The organism is Paenarthrobacter sp. NPDC090517 (genome assembly GCF_044769165.1).
Classification (GTDB): domain Bacteria; phylum Actinomycetota; class Actinomycetes; order Actinomycetales; family Micrococcaceae; genus Arthrobacter.
The window spans coordinates 42,132-59,550 of record NZ_JBIVXN010000006.1 but is presented as its reverse complement, the minus strand read 5'-3'; the positions used below and the strand labels follow the sequence as shown (position 1 = coordinate 59,550).

The 17,419-nt window shown below is 61.6% G+C and carries 19 protein-coding genes; 16 read left to right on the top strand and 3 right to left on the bottom strand.

The window, feature by feature from the left end:
* Positions 1-52: 52 nt before the first annotated feature.
* On the top strand, positions 53-487 hold the full coding sequence (locus tag ACIQTW_RS17430; RefSeq protein WP_014921288.1) for a helix-turn-helix domain-containing protein: 435 nt from the start codon (positions 53-55) through the stop codon (positions 485-487).
* Positions 488-576: 89 nt separating this feature from the next.
* Here the strand turns inward: ACIQTW_RS17430 and ACIQTW_RS17425 are convergent, their stop codons facing one another.
* On the bottom strand, positions 577-1,116 hold the full coding sequence (locus ACIQTW_RS17425) for a MarR family winged helix-turn-helix transcriptional regulator (RefSeq protein ID WP_402939429.1): 540 nt from the start codon (positions 1,114-1,116) through the stop codon (positions 577-579).
* A 68-nt stretch (positions 1,117-1,184) separates the two neighbouring features.
* Between ACIQTW_RS17425 and ACIQTW_RS17420 the strand changes: the two genes are divergently transcribed.
* The 6 genes from ACIQTW_RS17420 (at position 1,185) to dapF (ending at position 6,718) form a co-directional block, all read left to right on the top strand.
* Positions 1,185-1,382, top strand: a complete 198-nt coding sequence (locus tag ACIQTW_RS17420) for a DUF3046 domain-containing protein (protein WP_309073599.1) — start codon at positions 1,185-1,187, stop codon at positions 1,380-1,382.
* 261 nt (positions 1,383-1,643) lie between these two features.
* Positions 1,644-2,687: a recombinase RecA gene (gene recA, locus ACIQTW_RS17415; protein WP_017198006.1), complete on the top strand. Its 1,044-nt coding sequence runs from the start codon at positions 1,644-1,646 to the stop codon at positions 2,685-2,687.
* The gene (locus ACIQTW_RS17410) at positions 2,677-3,219 is read left to right on the top strand and encodes a regulatory protein RecX (protein ID WP_402939424.1); all 543 of its coding nucleotides are present in this window, start codon (positions 2,677-2,679) and stop codon (positions 3,217-3,219) included. Before recA ends, ACIQTW_RS17410 begins: the two co-directional genes overlap by 11 nt.
* On the top strand, positions 3,219-4,748 hold the full coding sequence (miaB, locus tag ACIQTW_RS17405; protein WP_402939421.1) for a tRNA (N6-isopentenyl adenosine(37)-C2)-methylthiotransferase MiaB: 1,530 nt from the start codon (positions 3,219-3,221) through the stop codon (positions 4,746-4,748). The genes ACIQTW_RS17410 and miaB overlap by 1 nt, the downstream gene beginning before the upstream one ends.
* A 19-nt stretch (positions 4,749-4,767) precedes the next feature.
* Positions 4,768-5,712, top strand: coding sequence for a tRNA (adenosine(37)-N6)-dimethylallyltransferase MiaA (gene miaA / locus ACIQTW_RS17400; RefSeq protein ID WP_402939842.1), 945 nt, complete (start codon positions 4,768-4,770; stop codon positions 5,710-5,712).
* 37 nt (positions 5,713-5,749) lie between these two features.
* Positions 5,750-6,718 (top strand): diaminopimelate epimerase, encoded by a 969-nt coding sequence (dapF, locus tag ACIQTW_RS17395; RefSeq protein WP_402939418.1) that lies wholly within the window; start codon positions 5,750-5,752, stop codon positions 6,716-6,718.
* Here dapF and ACIQTW_RS17390 read toward each other — a convergent pair.
* A complete protein-coding gene (locus tag ACIQTW_RS17390; RefSeq protein ID WP_402939416.1) occupies positions 6,699-7,313 on the bottom strand; it encodes a class I SAM-dependent methyltransferase in 615 nt (204 codons plus the stop codon). The two genes, dapF and ACIQTW_RS17390, sit on opposite strands and share 20 nt — an antisense overlap.
* A gap of 522 nt (positions 7,314-7,835) precedes the next feature.
* On the opposite strand from ACIQTW_RS17390, the gene hflX reads away from it, so the two are divergent.
* Both hflX and ACIQTW_RS17380 read left to right on the top strand, forming a co-directional pair.
* Positions 7,836-9,395, top strand: coding sequence for a GTPase HflX (hflX, locus tag ACIQTW_RS17385; RefSeq protein ID WP_402939413.1), 1,560 nt, complete (start codon positions 7,836-7,838; stop codon positions 9,393-9,395).
* Positions 9,388-11,448: an ATP-dependent DNA helicase gene (locus tag ACIQTW_RS17380; RefSeq protein WP_402939410.1), complete on the top strand. Its 2,061-nt coding sequence runs from the start codon at positions 9,388-9,390 to the stop codon at positions 11,446-11,448. The genes hflX and ACIQTW_RS17380 overlap by 8 nt, the downstream gene beginning before the upstream one ends.
* Positions 11,449-11,453: 5 nt before the next feature.
* Here the strand turns inward: ACIQTW_RS17380 and lexA are convergent, their stop codons facing one another.
* Complete coding sequence (gene lexA / locus ACIQTW_RS17375; RefSeq protein WP_402939408.1) at positions 11,454-12,197, bottom strand: transcriptional repressor LexA; 744 nt, start codon at positions 12,195-12,197, stop codon at positions 11,454-11,456.
* Between the two features lie 350 nt (positions 12,198-12,547).
* On the opposite strand from lexA, the gene ACIQTW_RS17370 reads away from it, so the two are divergent.
* From ACIQTW_RS17370 to ACIQTW_RS17340, 7 genes are all read left to right on the top strand, one after another.
* Positions 12,548-12,907, top strand: a complete 360-nt coding sequence (locus ACIQTW_RS17370; protein WP_402939405.1) for a LysM peptidoglycan-binding domain-containing protein — start codon at positions 12,548-12,550, stop codon at positions 12,905-12,907.
* A gap of 77 nt (positions 12,908-12,984) precedes the next feature.
* A complete protein-coding gene (locus tag ACIQTW_RS17365; protein WP_402939402.1) occupies positions 12,985-14,103 on the top strand; it encodes a histidinol-phosphate transaminase in 1,119 nt (372 codons plus the stop codon).
* A 46-nt stretch (positions 14,104-14,149) separates the two neighbouring features.
* A complete protein-coding gene (gene hisB / locus ACIQTW_RS17360; protein WP_017197996.1) occupies positions 14,150-14,776 on the top strand; it encodes an imidazoleglycerol-phosphate dehydratase HisB in 627 nt (208 codons plus the stop codon).
* A complete protein-coding gene (gene hisH / locus ACIQTW_RS17355) occupies positions 14,773-15,516 on the top strand; it encodes an imidazole glycerol phosphate synthase subunit HisH (RefSeq protein ID WP_091466507.1) in 744 nt (247 codons plus the stop codon). Before hisB ends, hisH begins: the two co-directional genes overlap by 4 nt.
* Before the next feature lie 15 nt (positions 15,517-15,531).
* On the top strand, positions 15,532-15,675 hold the full coding sequence (locus tag ACIQTW_RS17350) for a hypothetical protein (protein ID WP_402939858.1): 144 nt from the start codon (positions 15,532-15,534) through the stop codon (positions 15,673-15,675).
* A 47-nt stretch (positions 15,676-15,722) separates the two neighbouring features.
* Positions 15,723-16,466 (top strand): bifunctional 1-(5-phosphoribosyl)-5-((5-phosphoribosylamino)methylideneamino)imidazole-4-carboxamide isomerase/phosphoribosylanthranilate isomerase PriA, encoded by a 744-nt coding sequence (priA, locus tag ACIQTW_RS17345; protein WP_402939398.1) that lies wholly within the window; start codon positions 15,723-15,725, stop codon positions 16,464-16,466.
* On the top strand, positions 16,466-17,395 hold the full coding sequence (locus ACIQTW_RS17340) for an SseB family protein (RefSeq protein WP_402939395.1): 930 nt from the start codon (positions 16,466-16,468) through the stop codon (positions 17,393-17,395). The genes priA and ACIQTW_RS17340 overlap by 1 nt, the downstream gene beginning before the upstream one ends.
* Positions 17,396-17,419: the final 24 nt, after the last annotated feature.

Sequence of the window (17,419 nt, the reverse complement as noted above, 5' to 3'; positions counted from 1 at the left end):
ACCCGGTCCGCCAGCCAGCGAACCGGATGAATGAGGGAGCAAGGCGATACAGATGGTAAAGCAGCCCGTATCCGTGAACGGCGTTGTCCGCTGGAAGGATGTGGGCTTGGCTGATCAGGCACAGAGCGAACAGAAGGAGCGCAAAATGGTTGTACTACGCCACGAGATCGGTGATGTACTGCGCGATGTCCGCCAGCGTCAGGGCCGTACCCTCCGCGAGGTTTCGCACAGCGCCCGCGTCTCACTTGGTTACTTGAGTGAAGTTGAACGCGGCCAGAAGGAGGCTTCTTCCGAGCTCCTGTCCTCTATCTGCACAGCCCTGGATGTTCCGTTATCCCACATGCTTCGCGAAGTCAGCGACCGCGTGGCCGTCGCAGAAGGTGTTGCAGTTCCGGACACCGTTCCGCAGGAATTCTCCCAGCGTTACGGTCGAGATCTGGACCTCACGGACGATTTCCCGCAAGGAATGCTCTCCGGAGCCCGGTAAACGTTCCAGCTAGACTACGGAAAAGGTCCCCAGCCTCAGGCTGGGGACCTTTTCCGTTGAGTTTGGGTGTCGCTTAGGGCAGGTGCTGCTCAAACGCCTGCGGGCTTGTCCTCGACGTCGATTTCCGGTTCCTTAACGTTGAGCACGCCGTCCCCGTAAATGGCGTTGAGGCGGCCCATGTAGTCAGCAAGCGTCTGAACATCCTCCAGCGGCCATTCGCCGAGTCGCTCTCGGAAGACCTGCCTGCGGGCATCTTGGACCTGGTGCATCTTCTCTTCGCCCTTATCCGTCAAACGGATGGACTGAGCCCTGCCGTCCTGGGGATCCGCTTCCTTGTAGACAAGGCCGATGCCCTCCAGGAAGGCGATCTGGCGGCTCACGGACGGCTTGCCCACACCAATGCAGGTGGCCAGGTCGGTGAGGCGGATGGGACCTTCCCTGCGGATGACTGTGAGAAGCCCGTAGGCGGCCGGTTCCATGTCCGGATGTACCTGGCGTGACAACTGATGGGAGATAGAACGGGCGCGGCGCCAGAGCAGGCTCAGCTGGTGTTCCACCTGCTGGAGGGCGTCGTCCACGGCGTCGCCTGGCAATGCCGGACCTGGCTTGCTCTGGAGAGGATTGCTCATGGCAACCATTCTAGAGTCCGGCGCCATGAGAGACTCTATCCGTGAGGGCAAGTGACTTTTGGCGATTAATGGACGACGAATTCGGGGCAGGCTACTCCCGGGTCCTGGCCAACTCCCTGGTACTCGCCGGCGTTGGTGGGCGAACTGCCGTAGAGGCTTTGGCCTCCGGTTATCAACCTCGCGAAGTCTGGTTGGCCGTGTGCGAGGTCCAGGACGTTCCCCCCGAACGCAGACTTGGCAGGGACATCAAACCGGCTTCCAACTGAAGCCCGGCACGTGGTGGTTACCGCCCGAGGGGTAGGGACACGCCGGAACATTGTTCGAATATCTGTTCGGATGGGGATATGCTCCTGTGAGAAGAAAATTGATCTCGAAGGACGCATTCCAGAGCTTCCGGCAGCCCCAGGTTATCCACATAGCCGGTGCCGGCTACTAAAAATGTCAGAGCACCGTAATAGCGTCAGACATGACAGGAAAAGCGGCCTTTCGGGCCACTCCACAGCGAGAAAGCATCAGAGGTGTGAACCATGGCGGCAACCCCGGATCGTGAAAAGGCGCTCGAAGCAGCGCTTGCCCAGATCGACAAGCAGTTCGGCAAAGGCTCCATCATGCGACTGGGTGATGACACCCGCGCCCCGATTGAGGTCATTCCCACCGGCTCCATTGCACTGGACGTCGCTCTTGGCATTGGCGGACTGCCCCGGGGGCGTGTGGTGGAAATCTATGGTCCGGAATCCTCGGGTAAGACCACCGTGGCACTCCATGCTGTAGCCAACGCACAGCGCGCAGGTGGTATCGCAGCGTTCATTGACGCCGAGCACGCACTTGACCCGGACTACGCCGCCAAGCTTGGCGTGGACACGGATGCACTCTTGGTTTCACAGCCCGACACCGGTGAGCAGGCATTGGAGATCATGGACATGCTGGTGGGCTCCGGCTCGCTGGACATTGTCGTCATTGACTCCGTGGCTGCCCTGGTACCCCGCGCCGAAATCGAAGGCGAAATGGGTGACTCCCACGTTGGCCTCCAGGCTCGACTCATGAGCCAAGCCCTGCGAAAGATCACGGGCCGCTTGAGCCAGACCAAGACAACCGCCATCTTCATCAACCAGTTGCGTGAAAAGATCGGTGTGTTCTTCGGATCACCCGAAACCACCACCGGTGGTAAGGCCTTGAAGTTCTATGCGTCAGTGCGAATTGACGTTCGTCGCATCCAAACCCTGAAGGAAGGTGCCGACTCTGTCGGTAACCGCACCAAGGCAAAGATCGTCAAGAACAAGATGGCTCCGCCCTTCAAGATCGCTGAGTTCGACATTATCTACGGTCAGGGCATCTCCCGCGAGGGAGGCATCATTGACATGGGTGTGGAGCACGGCATCATCAAGAAGTCGGGCTCGTGGTTCACATATGACGGCGATCAGCTGGGCCAGGGCATGGAGAACTCGCGTCGATTCCTGCGCGACAACCCTGAGCTCGCCCAGGAACTCGAGCGCCTCATCAAGGAAAAGCTTGGCGTGGGCGTTGTAAAGGCTGAAGAAGATTCCCCGAAGCTGAAGGCCGTTGACGGCTAGGAAAGGGCCGGAGCCGGATTCTTCCGTTGCGGCCGATCCTGAACCCGATCCCGAATCCGTGGCGCGTGCCATCGTCCTGAGGCAGTTGACGATGGCGCCGCGGAGCCGGCTGCAACTGTCGCGGAAACTCGCAGAACGGAATGTTCCCGAGCAGGTGGCTGAGGCAGTTCTGGACCGCTTCGAAGAAGTTCAGCTGATCGATGATGCTGAGTTTGCCAGGATGTGGGTCCGCAGCCGATCCCAGAGTAAGAAGCTCGCCAAGGGCGCCATTCGTCGAGAATTGGCAGACAAAGGCATAGAGCTGGATGCAGCAGAGGAAGCCCTATCGCAGGTCAGCGACCAAGACGAAGAATTGGCTGCCCGGGAGCTCGTTCAACGCAAGCTGCGGCCAAGCATGGACCTGTCGGATCGGGCCGAGCGGGACAAGTACACCCGGCGGCTTGCGTCGATGCTGGCACGGAAAGGGTACGCCCCTTCCATGGCGTTCAGGATCGTCGGTGAGGTGCTGGCAGAAGCCGGTACCCTTGAGTAGTGAGTTTGACCATTCCTTCCCCAACAGCCGCCGCCACTCCTTCTGCCGAGCCCAGGACGTATCAGGTTCGGACATTTGGCTGCCAGATGAACGTCCATGATTCGGAGCGCATGGCGGGGCTCCTTGAAGAAGCAGGGTACGTGCCCGCCGACGGTGAGGTTGCCGACGTCGTGGTCTTCAACACGTGCGCTGTGCGGGAGAACGCAGACAACAAACTCTATGGAAACCTTGGGCAGCTCCGGCAGGTCAAGGAAGCAAACCCCGGGATGCAGATTGCCGTGGGTGGTTGCCTGGCTCAGAAGGACCGCGAAACCATTGTGAAGAAGGCGCCGTGGGTTGACGCCGTGTTCGGAACGCATAACGTGGGAGCCCTGCCTGCCCTGCTGAACCGTGCCCGGCACAACAACGAGGCACAACTCGAGATTCTCGAATCCTTGGATGTGTTCCCGTCAACGCTCCCCACCAAGCGCGACTCTGTCTATGCAGGGTGGGTTTCAATCTCTGTGGGTTGCAACAACACGTGCACGTTCTGCATCGTGCCATCGCTTCGCGGCAAGGAGAAAGACCGGCGTCCTGGAGAGATTCTGGCGGAAATCCAGGCGCTCGTGGATGACGGGGCTGTGGAAGTCACGTTGCTCGGCCAGAACGTGAATTCCTATGGTGTGGAATTCGGCGACCGCCAGGCGTTCTCCAAACTCCTCCGGGCATGCGGGCAAATCGAAGGTCTGGAACGTGTTCGTTTCACCAGCCCCCACCCCGCCGCATTTACGGACGACGTCATTGACGCCATGGCCGAAACACACAACGCCATGCCCCAGTTGCACATGCCGCTGCAGTCCGGCTCGGACAAGGTGCTGAAGGACATGCGCCGTTCGTACCGTTCCAGCAAATTCTTGGGAATTCTGGACAAAGTGCGGGAACGCATCCCGCACGCCGCCATCACCACCGACATCATCGTGGGCTTCCCGGGCGAAACCGAGGAAGATTTCCAAGCAACCCTGGATGTGGTGGAGAAGTCGCGGTTTGCGTCCGCCTTCACGTTCCAATACTCCAAGCGGCCCGGCACGCCGGCTGCGGATCTTCCGGACCAACTGCCCAAAGCCGTGGTGCAGGAGCGCTACGAACGCCTCACCGCGCTGCAGGACCGTATTGCCGCAGAAGAGAACGCCAAGCAGCTGGGGCGGAAGGTGGAAGTCCTGGTCACAGCGCAATCAGGACGAAAAGCCGGCGAAACACACCGGCTGTCCGGCCGTTCAAAGGACCAAAGGCTGGTGCACTTCTCCGTGCCGACCGGAGCCGAAACTCCTCGGCCGGGTGACTTCGTCACGGTGAGTATTACTGAGGCCGCTGCCTTCCACCTGGTAGCTGATCCGGCAACAGTGGAAGATTACTTCTTGCGCCGCTCCCGTGCAGGCGATGCCTGGGATCGTTCGCAGGCTGATTCTTGCGGGGTCCCTGCAGCAGGACCGATGTCGGGCAAGGCGGGCGTGTCATTGGGCATGCCGTCGTTGCCGGTTCGCCGCGCCTAAGTACGTGACCCAGGATCACATGTCGTTGTCCAGCCCGGAACCCTTACAACGTGTCATCGCCGTTGTCGGTCCTACAGGTTCCGGTAAGTCCGATCTGGGCGTCAACCTCGCTCTGGCCTTGAACGGCGAGGTCATCAACGCCGATGCCTTGCAGTTCTACCGTGGCATGGACATCGGAACTGCCAAGATCACAGTGGAAGAGCGCAGGGGTGTGCCACACCATTTGCTGGACACCATGGACGTCACGCAGGAAGCCAGTGTGGCCGACTTCCAAAGTGAATGCCGCGCAGTCATCCATGACATCCACTCACGGGGAAAGCGTGCCATTCTTGTGGGCGGATCCGGGCTGTACGTGCGGGCAGCGCTTGACGTGCTGGAATTTCCGGGGACTGATCCGGTGCTCCGCAGTCAGCTGGAAGAAGAATGGGAAACCAAAGGGCTTGCGCCGTTGCGAGCGCGCCTTGAGGTAGTTGATCCTGTTTCGGCCGCCCGCCTGGGAGATGCCCGGCGTGTTATCCGGGCTCTGGAAGTGCACGGTGTCACTGGCCGCCCTTTCAGCTCGTTTATGCCACAGCGCGAGTATTTCCAGCCGGCACTCCAGATCGGCCTGGAGGTTGATCGGGAGCAACTGCGGGAACGTCTGGCACTGAGGGTGCATCGGATGGTGGATGCGGGTCTTCAGCAGGAAGTTGAACGACTCGACGCCGTTGGGTTGCGGAGTGGCAAGACAGCTTCGCGCGCTTTGGGATACGCCCAGTTCCTGAAAGTCCTGGACGGCGGGATGACAGCGGGTGCCGCGGCCGAGGAAACCATCGTGGCTACCAGGCAGTTCGCACGGCGCCAGCTGACATGGTTTCGGGCTGATCCACGAATCACTTGGCTCGACTGGCAGGATCCGGAGCTTGTGGCTAAGGCAGCCAAAGCGGCCAATGAGGTCAATGCGCCCACGATCCAACGGCTGTAATTTCTGGCCAAACAGGCGTGGCAGGTAGCCTAGATCCATGGATCAATCCGCCGCAGTTCCCGCCCCGCAGCCCGCAACTGCCGGTGCTCCAATGCCGCCTTCCAGCCTCGCCGGCTTGGAGTTCTCCAAGGGTCACGGAACGGGCAATGATTTTGTCCTTATCGCTGATCCCGGGGATGCCCATGAGATCACGGCCGAGCAGGTGGCGCACTTGTGCAACCGACACGTGGGCATCGGGGGTGACGGCCTCATCCGGGCAGTTCCTTCCCGTTTCCTCCCGGAAGGTCGTGTCGCCCTTGAGCAGGATCCCCAAGCAGAGTGGTTCATGGATTACCGCAATGGAGATGGTTCGCTCTCCGAAATGTGCGGCAATGGCGTACGCGTTTTCGTCCATTTCCTGATTGCTGAGGGCCTGGTGGACCTGGGCCCCGGTCAGACCCTCACCATCGGCACGCGTGGCGGCGTCAAAAAAGTTGTAAGGACAGCCAACGGTTATGCCGTGGACATGGGCCCCTGGGAATTCATCTTTCCCAAGGAGGCCACCAGCAAGGCCATGGATGCGCTGGTAAGTGCGGACGGTTTGGAAGTGGCACGGCCCGGCCTGTCCGTCAGCATGGGCAATCCCCACACGGTAGTTGCCCTTGCGGAGCTCAGCGAGCTTTCAGCCACAGAGTTGTTCAAGGCCCCCGTGGTGGACCCCAAGCCCGCAAATGGAACCAACGTGGAGTTCGTGGTTCCCGCGGAGCCATTGGTGGAAGACGGCGTAGGAACCATCACTATGCGTGTTCACGAGCGTGGGGTGGGGGAGACGCAATCCTGCGGCACCGGCGCGTGCGCTGCCGCCGTCGCGATTCGTCATTGGGCGGGGGATACGGCGCCCAACGACTGGCACGTAAGGGTACCCGGCGGCGTCGTGGGTGTGAAGTTCTTCCCAGGTGCAGGCGGCCGCGAGCATGTTGAACTTAGTGGCCCGGCCGTCATCGTGGCTACTGGGACGCTTTCCTGACACGGATGATGCGGAACGTTTTTGACGTGCTCTCACGGGTGACCGTGTAGGAGCTGTCCAGTTCGGTGGCGAGCCACCGCTGGAGGGAGTCCGAGCCCAGGTTCTTCTGAACAACCAACCACGCATTGCCTCCTGCAGCCAGCCGAGGCAGCCATGTCAGCAGCAGCGTATGGAGTTCGTCCTTGCCGATGCGGATGGGCGGGTTGGACCAGATGGTGTCAAACTCGACGGCGGGGTCCACCTCGTGGGGGAGGCTGGCCGTGACGTTGGTGAGGCCCAGCGCCGCGGCATTCTCGTTGGTCAGCGTGATGCAACGCTCATTCACATCCACCGCATGAACATGGGCATGTGGCGCCATCAGCCCCAAGGTGAGGGCAATCGGACCCCAGCCGCAGCCGATGTCCAGCAGGTGACCTTTCGGGGACGGCGGCGGGACCTCGGAGAAAAGTACCGCCGTGCCTTTGTCCACGCCGTCGGGACTGAAGATTCCCGACGAGGTCTGCAACCGGCGTGGGGCTCCTGCGAGTTCCACAGTGAGTGGCTTGCGGGTGAATGGTCCGGCCGGTTGGGCAGTGAAATAGTGTGCAGACTCCATAATTTGCCAGATTAGTTGGCTATCGTCGGCTTGGGAAACCGCCTCCTTCCGCAGAAGGTTTGACAATGGCTGCTAAAGTTGAATGCATGTTCTTGATCTTCGAGTAATCAGCCCATAGGCGCCCAGTCATCAGGCGTCTGACGGTACCGCCCGCGACGCAGGCCCGCTTGGCATTCCAGCCCGGTTGGCCTTTCCGCCCGGCAGGTCACCTCTGGCTCAGTCCGGCGACTCCTGTATACGAAGCCGGACGCTCTGAAGATACCGCTCCTCCCCACATCCGCTTTGGGCCTACAGGTTCTGCGCGGCCAATCGTTGGGGCAGGCAGAGCATCCTCACATTGGCCAAGGGACCCTCCCGCGGAGTCATCCACGCCACATCCCAGCAGTCCCTGCCGCCGAGAGGCACCGACTGCTCAGCACATAGGAGGCCCTTTTGGCCGATGCCCGTCAGCCCAGCGCGAATAGCGCCCCATCGAGCACCAAACCGCACTATTCTGGAATTGCCGAACAGTCTAAGGAGACCATGACCACCCAGAAGCACTCCGGATCCGATTCCGACGCCCAGGACATGAGTCCTGAACAAATCCAGGCCGTGATCGACCGGATTCTTTCCAAGGATGTACCTGCGCAGGCATCCGACGACGAAGCCAACAGCGTGTTCGGCAAGGCTCAGGCGATTTCGACCCTGGACCAGGAACACAGCATCTACGACGGCGACCAGGAAGATTTGGCTGAACGTCGCGCTCTTCGCCGTACCGCAGGATTGTCAACCGAGCTCGAAGATGTCACAGAGGTCGAATACCGGCAGTTGCGCCTTGAGCGCGTTGTACTGGCCGGCCTATGGACTGAGGGGACTCTGGCAGATGCGGAGAACTCCCTCCGCGAGCTCGCAGCACTTGCAGAGACCGCGGGATCCGAGGTGTTGGATGGCCTCGTCCAGCGTCGGCAGAAGCCGGACCCCGGGACCTTCCTCGGTTCCGGTAAGGCTCAGGAACTTAAAGACATCGTTGCGGCCACAGGCGCCGACACCGTGGTGGTGGACACTGAGCTTGCCCCCTCTCAGCGACGCGGCCTTGAGGACATTGTGAAGGTCAAGGTTGTTGACCGCACCACGCTGATCCTGGATATTTTCGCCCAGCACGCCAAGAGCCGTGAAGGCAAGGCGCAGGTGGAGCTCGCCCAGCTCGAGTACCTGCTCCCGAGGCTTCGTGGTTGGGGCGACTCCATGTCCCGCCAAGCCGGTGGCCAGGTGGGTGGAGCAGGCGCTGGAATGGGTTCGCGTGGTCCTGGTGAAACCAAGATCGAACTTGATCGGCGTCGAATCCGCACCCGCATGGCTAAGCTGCGTCGTGAAATCGCCGCTATGAAGCCGGCACGTGAGACCAAGCGTGCCAACCGGCGTCGCAATGCTGTTCCTTCTGTTGCCATCGCCGGGTACACGAACGCTGGAAAGTCGTCCCTGCTCAACCGCCTTACTGACGCAGGGGTCCTGGTGGAGAACGCCTTGTTCGCCACCCTGGATCCCACGGTCCGCAAGGCGCAAACCCCGGACGGCATCGGCTATACCCTCGCAGACACGGTTGGGTTTGTTCGTTCACTCCCAACCCAGCTCATCGAGGCTTTCCGATCAACGCTGGAGGAAGTTGCTGATGCAGATCTGATCCTCCATGTGGTGGATGCATCCCACCCGGACCCTGAGGGCCAGATTGCAGCGGTAAGGGCTGTTTTCACCGAGGTGGACGCCCGCAAGGTTCCGGAGATCATCGTCCTCAACAAGGTGGACGTCGCGGATCCCTTTGTGGTGGAGCGCCTCAAGCAGAAAGAACCCCGCCACGCTGTTGTATCCACCCGCACGGGCCAGGGCATCGCGGAACTGCTGGAAGATATCAGCCGGTCCATCCCGCGGCCTGGCGTCCGCCTTGAACTGCTCATTCCCTACGATCGTGGGGAAATGATCAACAAGCTGCACAATTCCGACTCGGAAATCCTCAGCCTTGAGCATGAGGAGAACGGGACCCGCGTAGTTGTCATGGTGCGCGAAGGCCTGGCCGCCGAACTGGAGTCGTTCGTCAGTAATGGTTGAGAAGGTGGCGGCGGACGCCGTCGAATCGGTGGGCGAGAAGACCACCCTCGAGCTGTTGGATCGGGCTGTTGCCGGAATGGGCGGACAAAGCCGTGCCGGCCAGCACGAAATGGCCAAGCATGTTACCCGGGCCATCGAGACCGGGGAGCATCTGCTGGTCCAGGCGGGAACGGGAACAGGTAAGTCGTTGGCTTACCTGATTCCGTTGATCGCCCATTCCATGGACAGCGATAAACCGACTCTCGTGTCCACCGCCACCCTCGCACTGCAGACCCAAATCGTCGGCCGGGACCTTCCCCGGTTGCTGGAGACCATCAACCCTGCCCTCGAGCGCCCGGTCAATGTGGCGCTGGTCAAGGGCAGGGCAAATTATGTGTGCCTGCAGAAACTCGAAGGCGGGTTCCCCAGCGAAGAGCCTTCCGAAGGGCAACTGTTCTCCCTTGGCGAGGACACCAGCGTTCCCCACTTTGCTGCCTCCATGGGCGGGCCGCAATCCCAGCTGGGTAAAGAAGTAGTCCGCCTTCGGGAATGGGCGGAGAAAACCCCGACCGGCGACCGCGATGAACTCATGCCCGGAGTCACTGACAGGGCCTGGCGCCAGGTATCCGTGACTTCCATGGAGTGCCTGGGGGCTCAGAAGTGCCCCGTGGCAGAAGAGTGCTTCAGCGAGTTGGCGCGCTCACGGGCGAGTGAAGCCGACGTCGTGGTCACCAACCACGCCATGCTGGCAGTGAGCGCCTTTGAAGGCCTGGCCGTGCTGCCTGAGTATGACGTCGTGGTGGTTGACGAAGCACATGAGCTACAAGACCGCGTGACCGGCGCCGTTTCAGGCCAGTTGTCCGTGGCCATGGTTCACGCTGCGGCATCAAGCGCCCGCAAGCACACAGCCATCACAGTGGACGCCCTCAACGCTGCAGCGGAGCGGCTGGATATGGCCATCGCCGGCGTTCCCAACGGGCTGTTGCCCAACGGCCTCAACGATGAACAGCTGGATTGCTTGGACCAGTTACGGGACGCCGCCCGCGCTGCGCTTTCGGATTCGAAGACGGATTCATCAAACGCAGTCGACGGCGGACGGCAGCTGGCCCGTTCACGGCTCATGCTGATCCTGGAATTGTGCGAACGCATGCTGGCCGCCAAGGAGAACCGCGAAGTGGTCTGGTTTTCCCGAAACAGCACGTTCGACCCCCAGCAGGGGTATTCACAACCTGATGAAACTGCCCCGGCCTTAATTAACATCGCCCCGCTCAGCGTCGCCGGACGGCTTCGCGAAGGGCTCTTTGCCGGCCACACTGTAGTGCTGACCTCCGCCACGCTAGCCATCGGCTCGGCTTTTGAACCGGCAGCAGGTGGCCTCGGCCTCATCGGCGACGGCGCCCCGAGCTGGACCGGGATCGATGTGGGTTCGCCCTTTGATTATCCCAAACAGGGTGTCCTGTATGTGGCAAAGCACCTCCCGAAACCCGGGCGCGGTACCTCGCCCGAGGCGCTCGACGAATTGGAAGACCTCATCCGGGCGTCCGGCGGGGGAGCCCTGTGCCTGTTCTCCTCGCGGCGTGCGGCCGAAGAAGCAGCCGACGCCATGCGGCTCCGGCTGGACGTGGATATCCTCTGCCAAGGCGAATCCACCATGGCGGCCCTCGTGAAGCAGTTCGCCGATGAGCCCGACACATGTCTCTTCGGAACCATGTCACTGTGGCAGGGCGTAGACGTTCCGGGTGGCTCGTGCCGCTTAGTGGTCATTGACCGTATTCCCTTCCCACGGCCTGATGATCCCCTGATGACTGCGCGCTCCAGGGCAGTGGCGCAATCAGGTGGGAATGGCTTTATGGCCGTATCAGCTACGCACGCTGCCATCCGACTGGCGCAGGGCGCTGGCCGCCTGATCCGTTCGACAGGGGACAAGGGGGTAGTCGCAGTGCTGGACTCCCGGCTTTCGACGGAACGCTACGGAGGCTTCCTGCGTGCCGCTCTGCCGCCGTTCTGGGCAACGACCGACCGAACAGTAGTCCGTGGCGTCCTGGAGCGTCTGGGCTCGTCCAAGGCCTCGTAGAGCGCCTAAAGGGAGCGGAGTACCGAAACTACCTTGCCCATGATGGTGGCTTGATCACCCAGGATGGGTTCGTACTGGGTGTTCTGCGGGAGCAGCCACGTATGGCCATCCCGCTGCCGGAAGGTCTTCACGGTTGCTTCGTCATCCAGTAGGGCTGCCACTATGTCGCCGTTGATGGCGTCGTTCTGGCGGCGGACCACCACCCAATCACCGTCACAAATGGCGGCGTCAATCATGGAATCGCCGGCCACTTTCAGCATGAACAATTCGCCATGCCCCACAAGTTGCCGGGGGAGCGCAAGCACGTCTTCCACCGTCTGGTCAGCCAGGATGGGGCCACCGGCCGCAATGCGGCCCACCAGAGGGACCATGGCGGTATCACTTGCACTGGCCAGCTCTGTTACGTTCAGGCCACCCGCGCTGCGAAGGGTGGTGGGCGCTTCCACGCCCGGTATGGGGCCACCGTCCAGGGTCAGAGGCATCAGGACTTCCATGGCGCGAGGACGCTTGGGGTCCCTGCGGAGATAGCCGAGCTTCTCCAGTTGGGACAGCTGATGAGTGACGCTCGACAAACTGGCCAGACCCACGGTGTCGCCGATCTCGCGCATGCTGGGCGGGTATCCGTTGTCATTGACAGACCGCTGGATGGTCTCCAGGATCTTTTTCTGCCGGACAGTCAGGCTCTTGGGACTCTTCTGAGGCTGCTGGCTCCGCAGGGGTGCCCCGCCGCCCGTGGCTTTCGCTGCCATGTTCGCCAATGCCTTTCCATTTCGCCCCGAAGCGAGCCCGGGGTTGTCGGGTCTGCAAAAAATGTCAGACCCTCCTGTTCCACTGAAACAGTGCTGTTTCTTCACTCAAACGTAGGGCAGGCACAGGCGTTTATCAAACATTTGTTCTAGCGAGTCTCGACACCGTTCGTTGATAAGTGCTAAAAATGTCATAGCAAGGTTCGAATATGTGTTCTATAAACCAGATGCTGACGCCGGATGTTCGAACAGAGTGTTCGAACAACCGGGAATCAGATGACGGGAACACAAAGAATTGGCCGCCAAGCACCGGGCACCCCGGAACCTGGCAATAGCTCAGAAGGGCTCAGCTCATGTCCGCAATCACTACGTTCGCTGATTTCCGCACCACTCAGGCACCCACTCGCCTGCGTCTCACCCGGCGGGGACGGATTGTCTTCTTCGGCATCCCGGCAATGCTGTTGGTGGCGGCGCTGCTGACCCTCGCCGGTTTTATCAACTCCCCGGCCAAGGCGTCGGACTCCCAGTCCCAACTGCGTCCGCCTGTTGCAGTCACTGTCACGGTTCAGCCGGGCCAATCCCTCTGGGGCATCGCCGGGGCGGCTGCGCCCGAGCGGGACCCTCGTGATGTCATCGCGGAGATCATCCAGCTGAACGACCTCCGTGGCGGCCGCATCCTGCCCGGCCAGCAGCTGTTCGTTCCTGCGAACTAGTTGTCCACCACCCGCGGGATCCGCTGGCCTGGCGTCACAGTTACCCGGCGGTCCCGGCTGCCCCTTAAACTGTGATGGTGAGTGACCAGCTTGAGCGACTTGACAGACTTCCCCTCCGGACCAACCTGCGTGGACTGAGCCCCTATGGCGCACCGCAGCTTGACGTCCCCATCCTGCTCAACGTCAACGAAAACACTCATGGGGTCCCAGCTGATGTCCAAGCCGCCATCACCGAGGCTGTTGCCGCTGCGGCTACAGGGCTGAACCGCTATCCGGACCGCGAGTTCACCGAACTACGTGAAGCCTTGGCCGAGTACCTTGGCCACGGACTTTCTCCAGACAATATCTGGGCGGCCAACGGATCCAACGAAGTCCTGCAGCAAATCCTCCAGGCATTTGGTGGACCGGGACGCAAGGCGCTCGGGTTCCCGCCCACGTACTCCATGTACCCCCTCCTGGCGAGTGGCACGGACACAGAGTATGTCCGCGGGGTGCGTGCTGACGATTACGGGCTGGATGCCGAATCGGCCGCCGCGCAGGTTCGGGAAACGGGTGCCAACATTGTGTTCCTGTGCTCACCCAACAACCCCACCGGTACAGGGTTGAGCTTGGACGTTGTTGAAGCCGTCTACGAGGCTGGCGAAGCGAGCCAAGCGATCGTGATCGTGGACGAGGCCTACCACGAGTTCGCGCACGACAATACTCCGAGCGCCATGACGTTGTTGCCTGGACGTGAGCGGTTGATCGTCTCGCGAACCATGAGTAAAGCGTTCGCACTGGCGGGTGCCCGGCTCGGCTACATGGCGGCAGCCGCGGAAGTCACGGACGCCATCAGACTGGTCCGCCTCCCGTACCACCTGTCTGCCGTCACGCAGGCAACTGCCCTGGCTGCACTCAACCACCGCGAAGCCCTCATGGCCGACGTCGAGGACATCAAGGTACAGCGCGACCGGATTGTGACAGAGTTGCTGCGCATGGGCCTCAAGCCTGCGGCGTCCGATTCCAATTACGTCTTCTTCGGCGGCCTCGAGGAGCCGCACGAGATTTGGCAGGGCCTGCTCGATGCCGGTGTGCTGATTCGCGACGTCGGCATCCCTGGACACTTGCGTGTCACTGCTGGAACCGAACCGGAAACCACAGCCTTCCTTGAGGCTTTGGAAGCACTGCTGGACGGCAAGGCGCCACAGCGCGCCTAAACTTGTCCATAGACCCAACCCATTCTCCGCGTATAAGGACGTCCCAATGAGCGAAACCGGCGCCAAGCCGACCGCTGCCCGCACCGCGCGCATGGAGCGCACCACCAGCGAGTCTTCAGTCCTGGTGGAGATCAACCTGGACGGTTCCGGTGTCTCGGACATCAGTACCTCGGTTCCGTTCTATGACCACATGCTGACGGCTCTGTGCAAGCACTCCCTGATCGACATGACCGTAAAGGCCACTGGCGATACCCACATTGATGCGCACCACACGGTGGAAGATGTCGCCATCACCTTTGGCGAGGTCCTGCGGACGGCACTTGGCAACAAGGCCGGCATCCGTCGCTTCGGTGAAGCAACGGTTCCTTTGGACGAAGCCTTGGCGCACGCCGTCGTTGATGTTTCCGGACGTCCCTACCTGGTGCATGGCGGTGAGCCGGCCGGGCAGGAGTACCACCTGATCGGTGGACACTTCACGGGCTCGTTGACACGCCACGTGTTTGAAGCAATCACGCTGCACGCCGGAATCTGCCTGCACATGAATGTCCTGGCCGGCCGGGACCCGCACCACATCGTCGAGGCCCAGTTCAAGGCCTTTGCACGCGCGCTGCGCGCAGCCGTGGAGTCCGATCCCCGTGTTGAGGGCATCCCGTCCACCAAGGGGGCATTATGAGCGGCCAGTTTCTGAAGAATGGGGCGGTGGCTGACGCTACTGCATCCGTGAAGCCGGAGTCGCCGGAAGGCAAGCCCACCGTAACTGTGCTGGACTACGGATCGGGCAACGTACGGTCCGCTGTCCGTGCACTGGAGCGCGCTGGCGCCCACGTGGTTCTGAGCTCCAAGCCTGAGGATGTGCTCAACGCTGACGGTCTGGTGGTGCCCGGCGTGGGTGCCTACGAGACGGTGATGAAGGAGCTCAAGTCCGTCGATGCCATCCGCATGATCGGACGCCGGGTTGCTGGTGGCCGCCCTGTGCTGGCCATCTGCGTCGGCTTGCAGGTCCTCTTCGAAGCCGGTGTAGAGCACGGCACCGAATCCGAGGGTATGGCCGAGTGGCCGGGCAAGGTTGAACTCCTTCCCGCTCCCGTGGTGCCGCACATGGGCTGGAACACCGTGGACGTACCGGAGGGCTCCAAGCTGTTCGCCGGCGTCGAACAGGAACGTTTCTACTTTGTGCACTCCTACGGTGTGCAGGAGTGGAACTTCGACGTCGTTCAGCCCCGCATGGCTCCTCCCATGGTCACTTGGTCCGAACACGGTGCACGCTTCATTGCTGCTGTCGAGAACGGCCCGCTCTGCGCTACGCAATTCCACCCGGAGAAGTCAGGCGATGCCGGAGCCCGGCTCCTGCGAAACTGGGTGGACAGCCTCCGTAAGCCCGCTCCGGAAGCATCCGGAAGCGATACCGCCTAGATGTGGGGGTCGGTATTGCTGATGGCCCTCGCCGGCCTGCTGATAGGCGGGGGTATCTCCTTCCACCAGCAGAAAAAACCGCGCTGGGTTTCCATTTGTTTCTATGTGCTGGCCGGGATGTCCCTGCTGGCCGCCTATCTCCTGACGCTGGGTAACTGAACCAGTCGCTCAATAAACCGCGTCACTTTCGAACTCCAAGGACACACATGACCACCTCCGCCCAGTCCGTTCTGGAACTCCTGCCCGCCGTCGACATCGTTGACGGCCAGGCAGTCCGCCTCCTGCAGGGAGAAGCCGGCTCGGAAACCAGCTACGGTACACCGCTGGAAGCAGCATTGAACTGGCAGAACGCCGGTGCCGAATGGGTGCACATGGTGGACCTCGACGGCGCTTTCGGCCGTGGAAACAACGCCGCGCTCATCAGCGAGGTCGTGTCGCAGCTCAACGTCAAGGTGGAACTCTCCGGCGGTTTGCGGGACGACGAATCCCTTGAGCGTGCACTCGAGCTGGGTGTCGCGCGCGTGAATCTTGGAACGGCAGCGCTGGAGAATCCGGAGTGGACCCGAAAGGCAATCGACCGCTTCGGTGACAAGATCGCCGTCGGCCTTGACGTCCGCGGGACAACTCTTGCCGGACGGGGCTGGACCAAGGAGGGCGGTGACCTGTGGGAGGTTCTGGCACGCCTTGAGGACGCAGGGTGCGCCCGCTACGTTGTCACGGACGTCACTAAGGACGGAACCCTTCAGGGCCCGAATGTGCAGCTCCTTCGCCAGATGGTGGAGAAGACCGGCAAACCCGTTGTCGCTTCAGGCGGTATCTCCAGCCTGGAGGACCTGCGCGTCCTGCGCGAACTGGTACCGCTGGGCGTTGAAGGCGCGATTGTCGGCAAGGCTCTCTACGCCGGTGCCTTCACGCTGCCCGAAGCGCTGGACGTTGCCGGCCGCCGCTGATGCCCCACAACGCAGGACATCAGCACGACGCCGGACATCAGCACGACGACCAGGGCCACGGCAAGCGCGAGCTTCCCGGCCACATAGCGGCCGCCCTGGCCGGTGCCGGAGGAGCTACCGATTCTGCCGGCCAGCCTTGGTCCGGAAGGAGCCTCAGTGGTGACGACGCCAAAATCCACAATTTTGAGGACGACGACGGCTCGGCGGACGCCGGTTATGTAGCCGCCATAGCGGCACTGATCAACGGAACCGGCAGCGAGGCAGACGTAGTTGCCTCCTTGGCGACCGCCAGGGTTTTCGTTCCCGTAGTTGCCCAGTTGGCTGAGGAAGCAGAAGGCGTCGATGGCCTCCATGCTGACAAGCAGGCCGATATGGCTTTGGTCACACTCAAGGCCCCCGATGGGCGCATGGCCATGCCGGTCTTCACCTCGGCAGCTGCCCTTGAGGCATGGCATTCGGAGGCGCGCCCGGTGGCTGTATACGCTGCGCGCGCAGCGCTTTCTGCAGTATCCGAGGGCGCGCAGCTGTTGGTGATGGACCCAGGTTCCGACTTCGCATTTGTTGTGCGACGCCCGGCGATGTGGGCCCTCGCCCAGCAGAAGGACTGGACGCCGTCATACCTTGATGATCAACTGGAGACTGCTCTCGTTTCAACGGTCTCGGCATTTCGGACCGTCCGTCGCTTGGAGACGCAACCCGGTGGCGGTGTTGCGTCCCTGACGGCCGACGGTCGTCAGGTACCTGGTGGCGGTGCAGGGCCGGAACTGCGTGTGGTGCTCTTCCTCGAAGATGGACTCGACGCTGTGGCTGTGCAGACGCTCCTTGCCCAACTGAACGATGCGTGGGCAAGGATGGATTCCTTTGCCGAGGGCGTCGATTCCATGGAAGTAAAACTGCAGCGCGCAGCACAGGAGCCCGCGCGGCATTAATGGCAGTGCCGGTTCCCCGGGGCT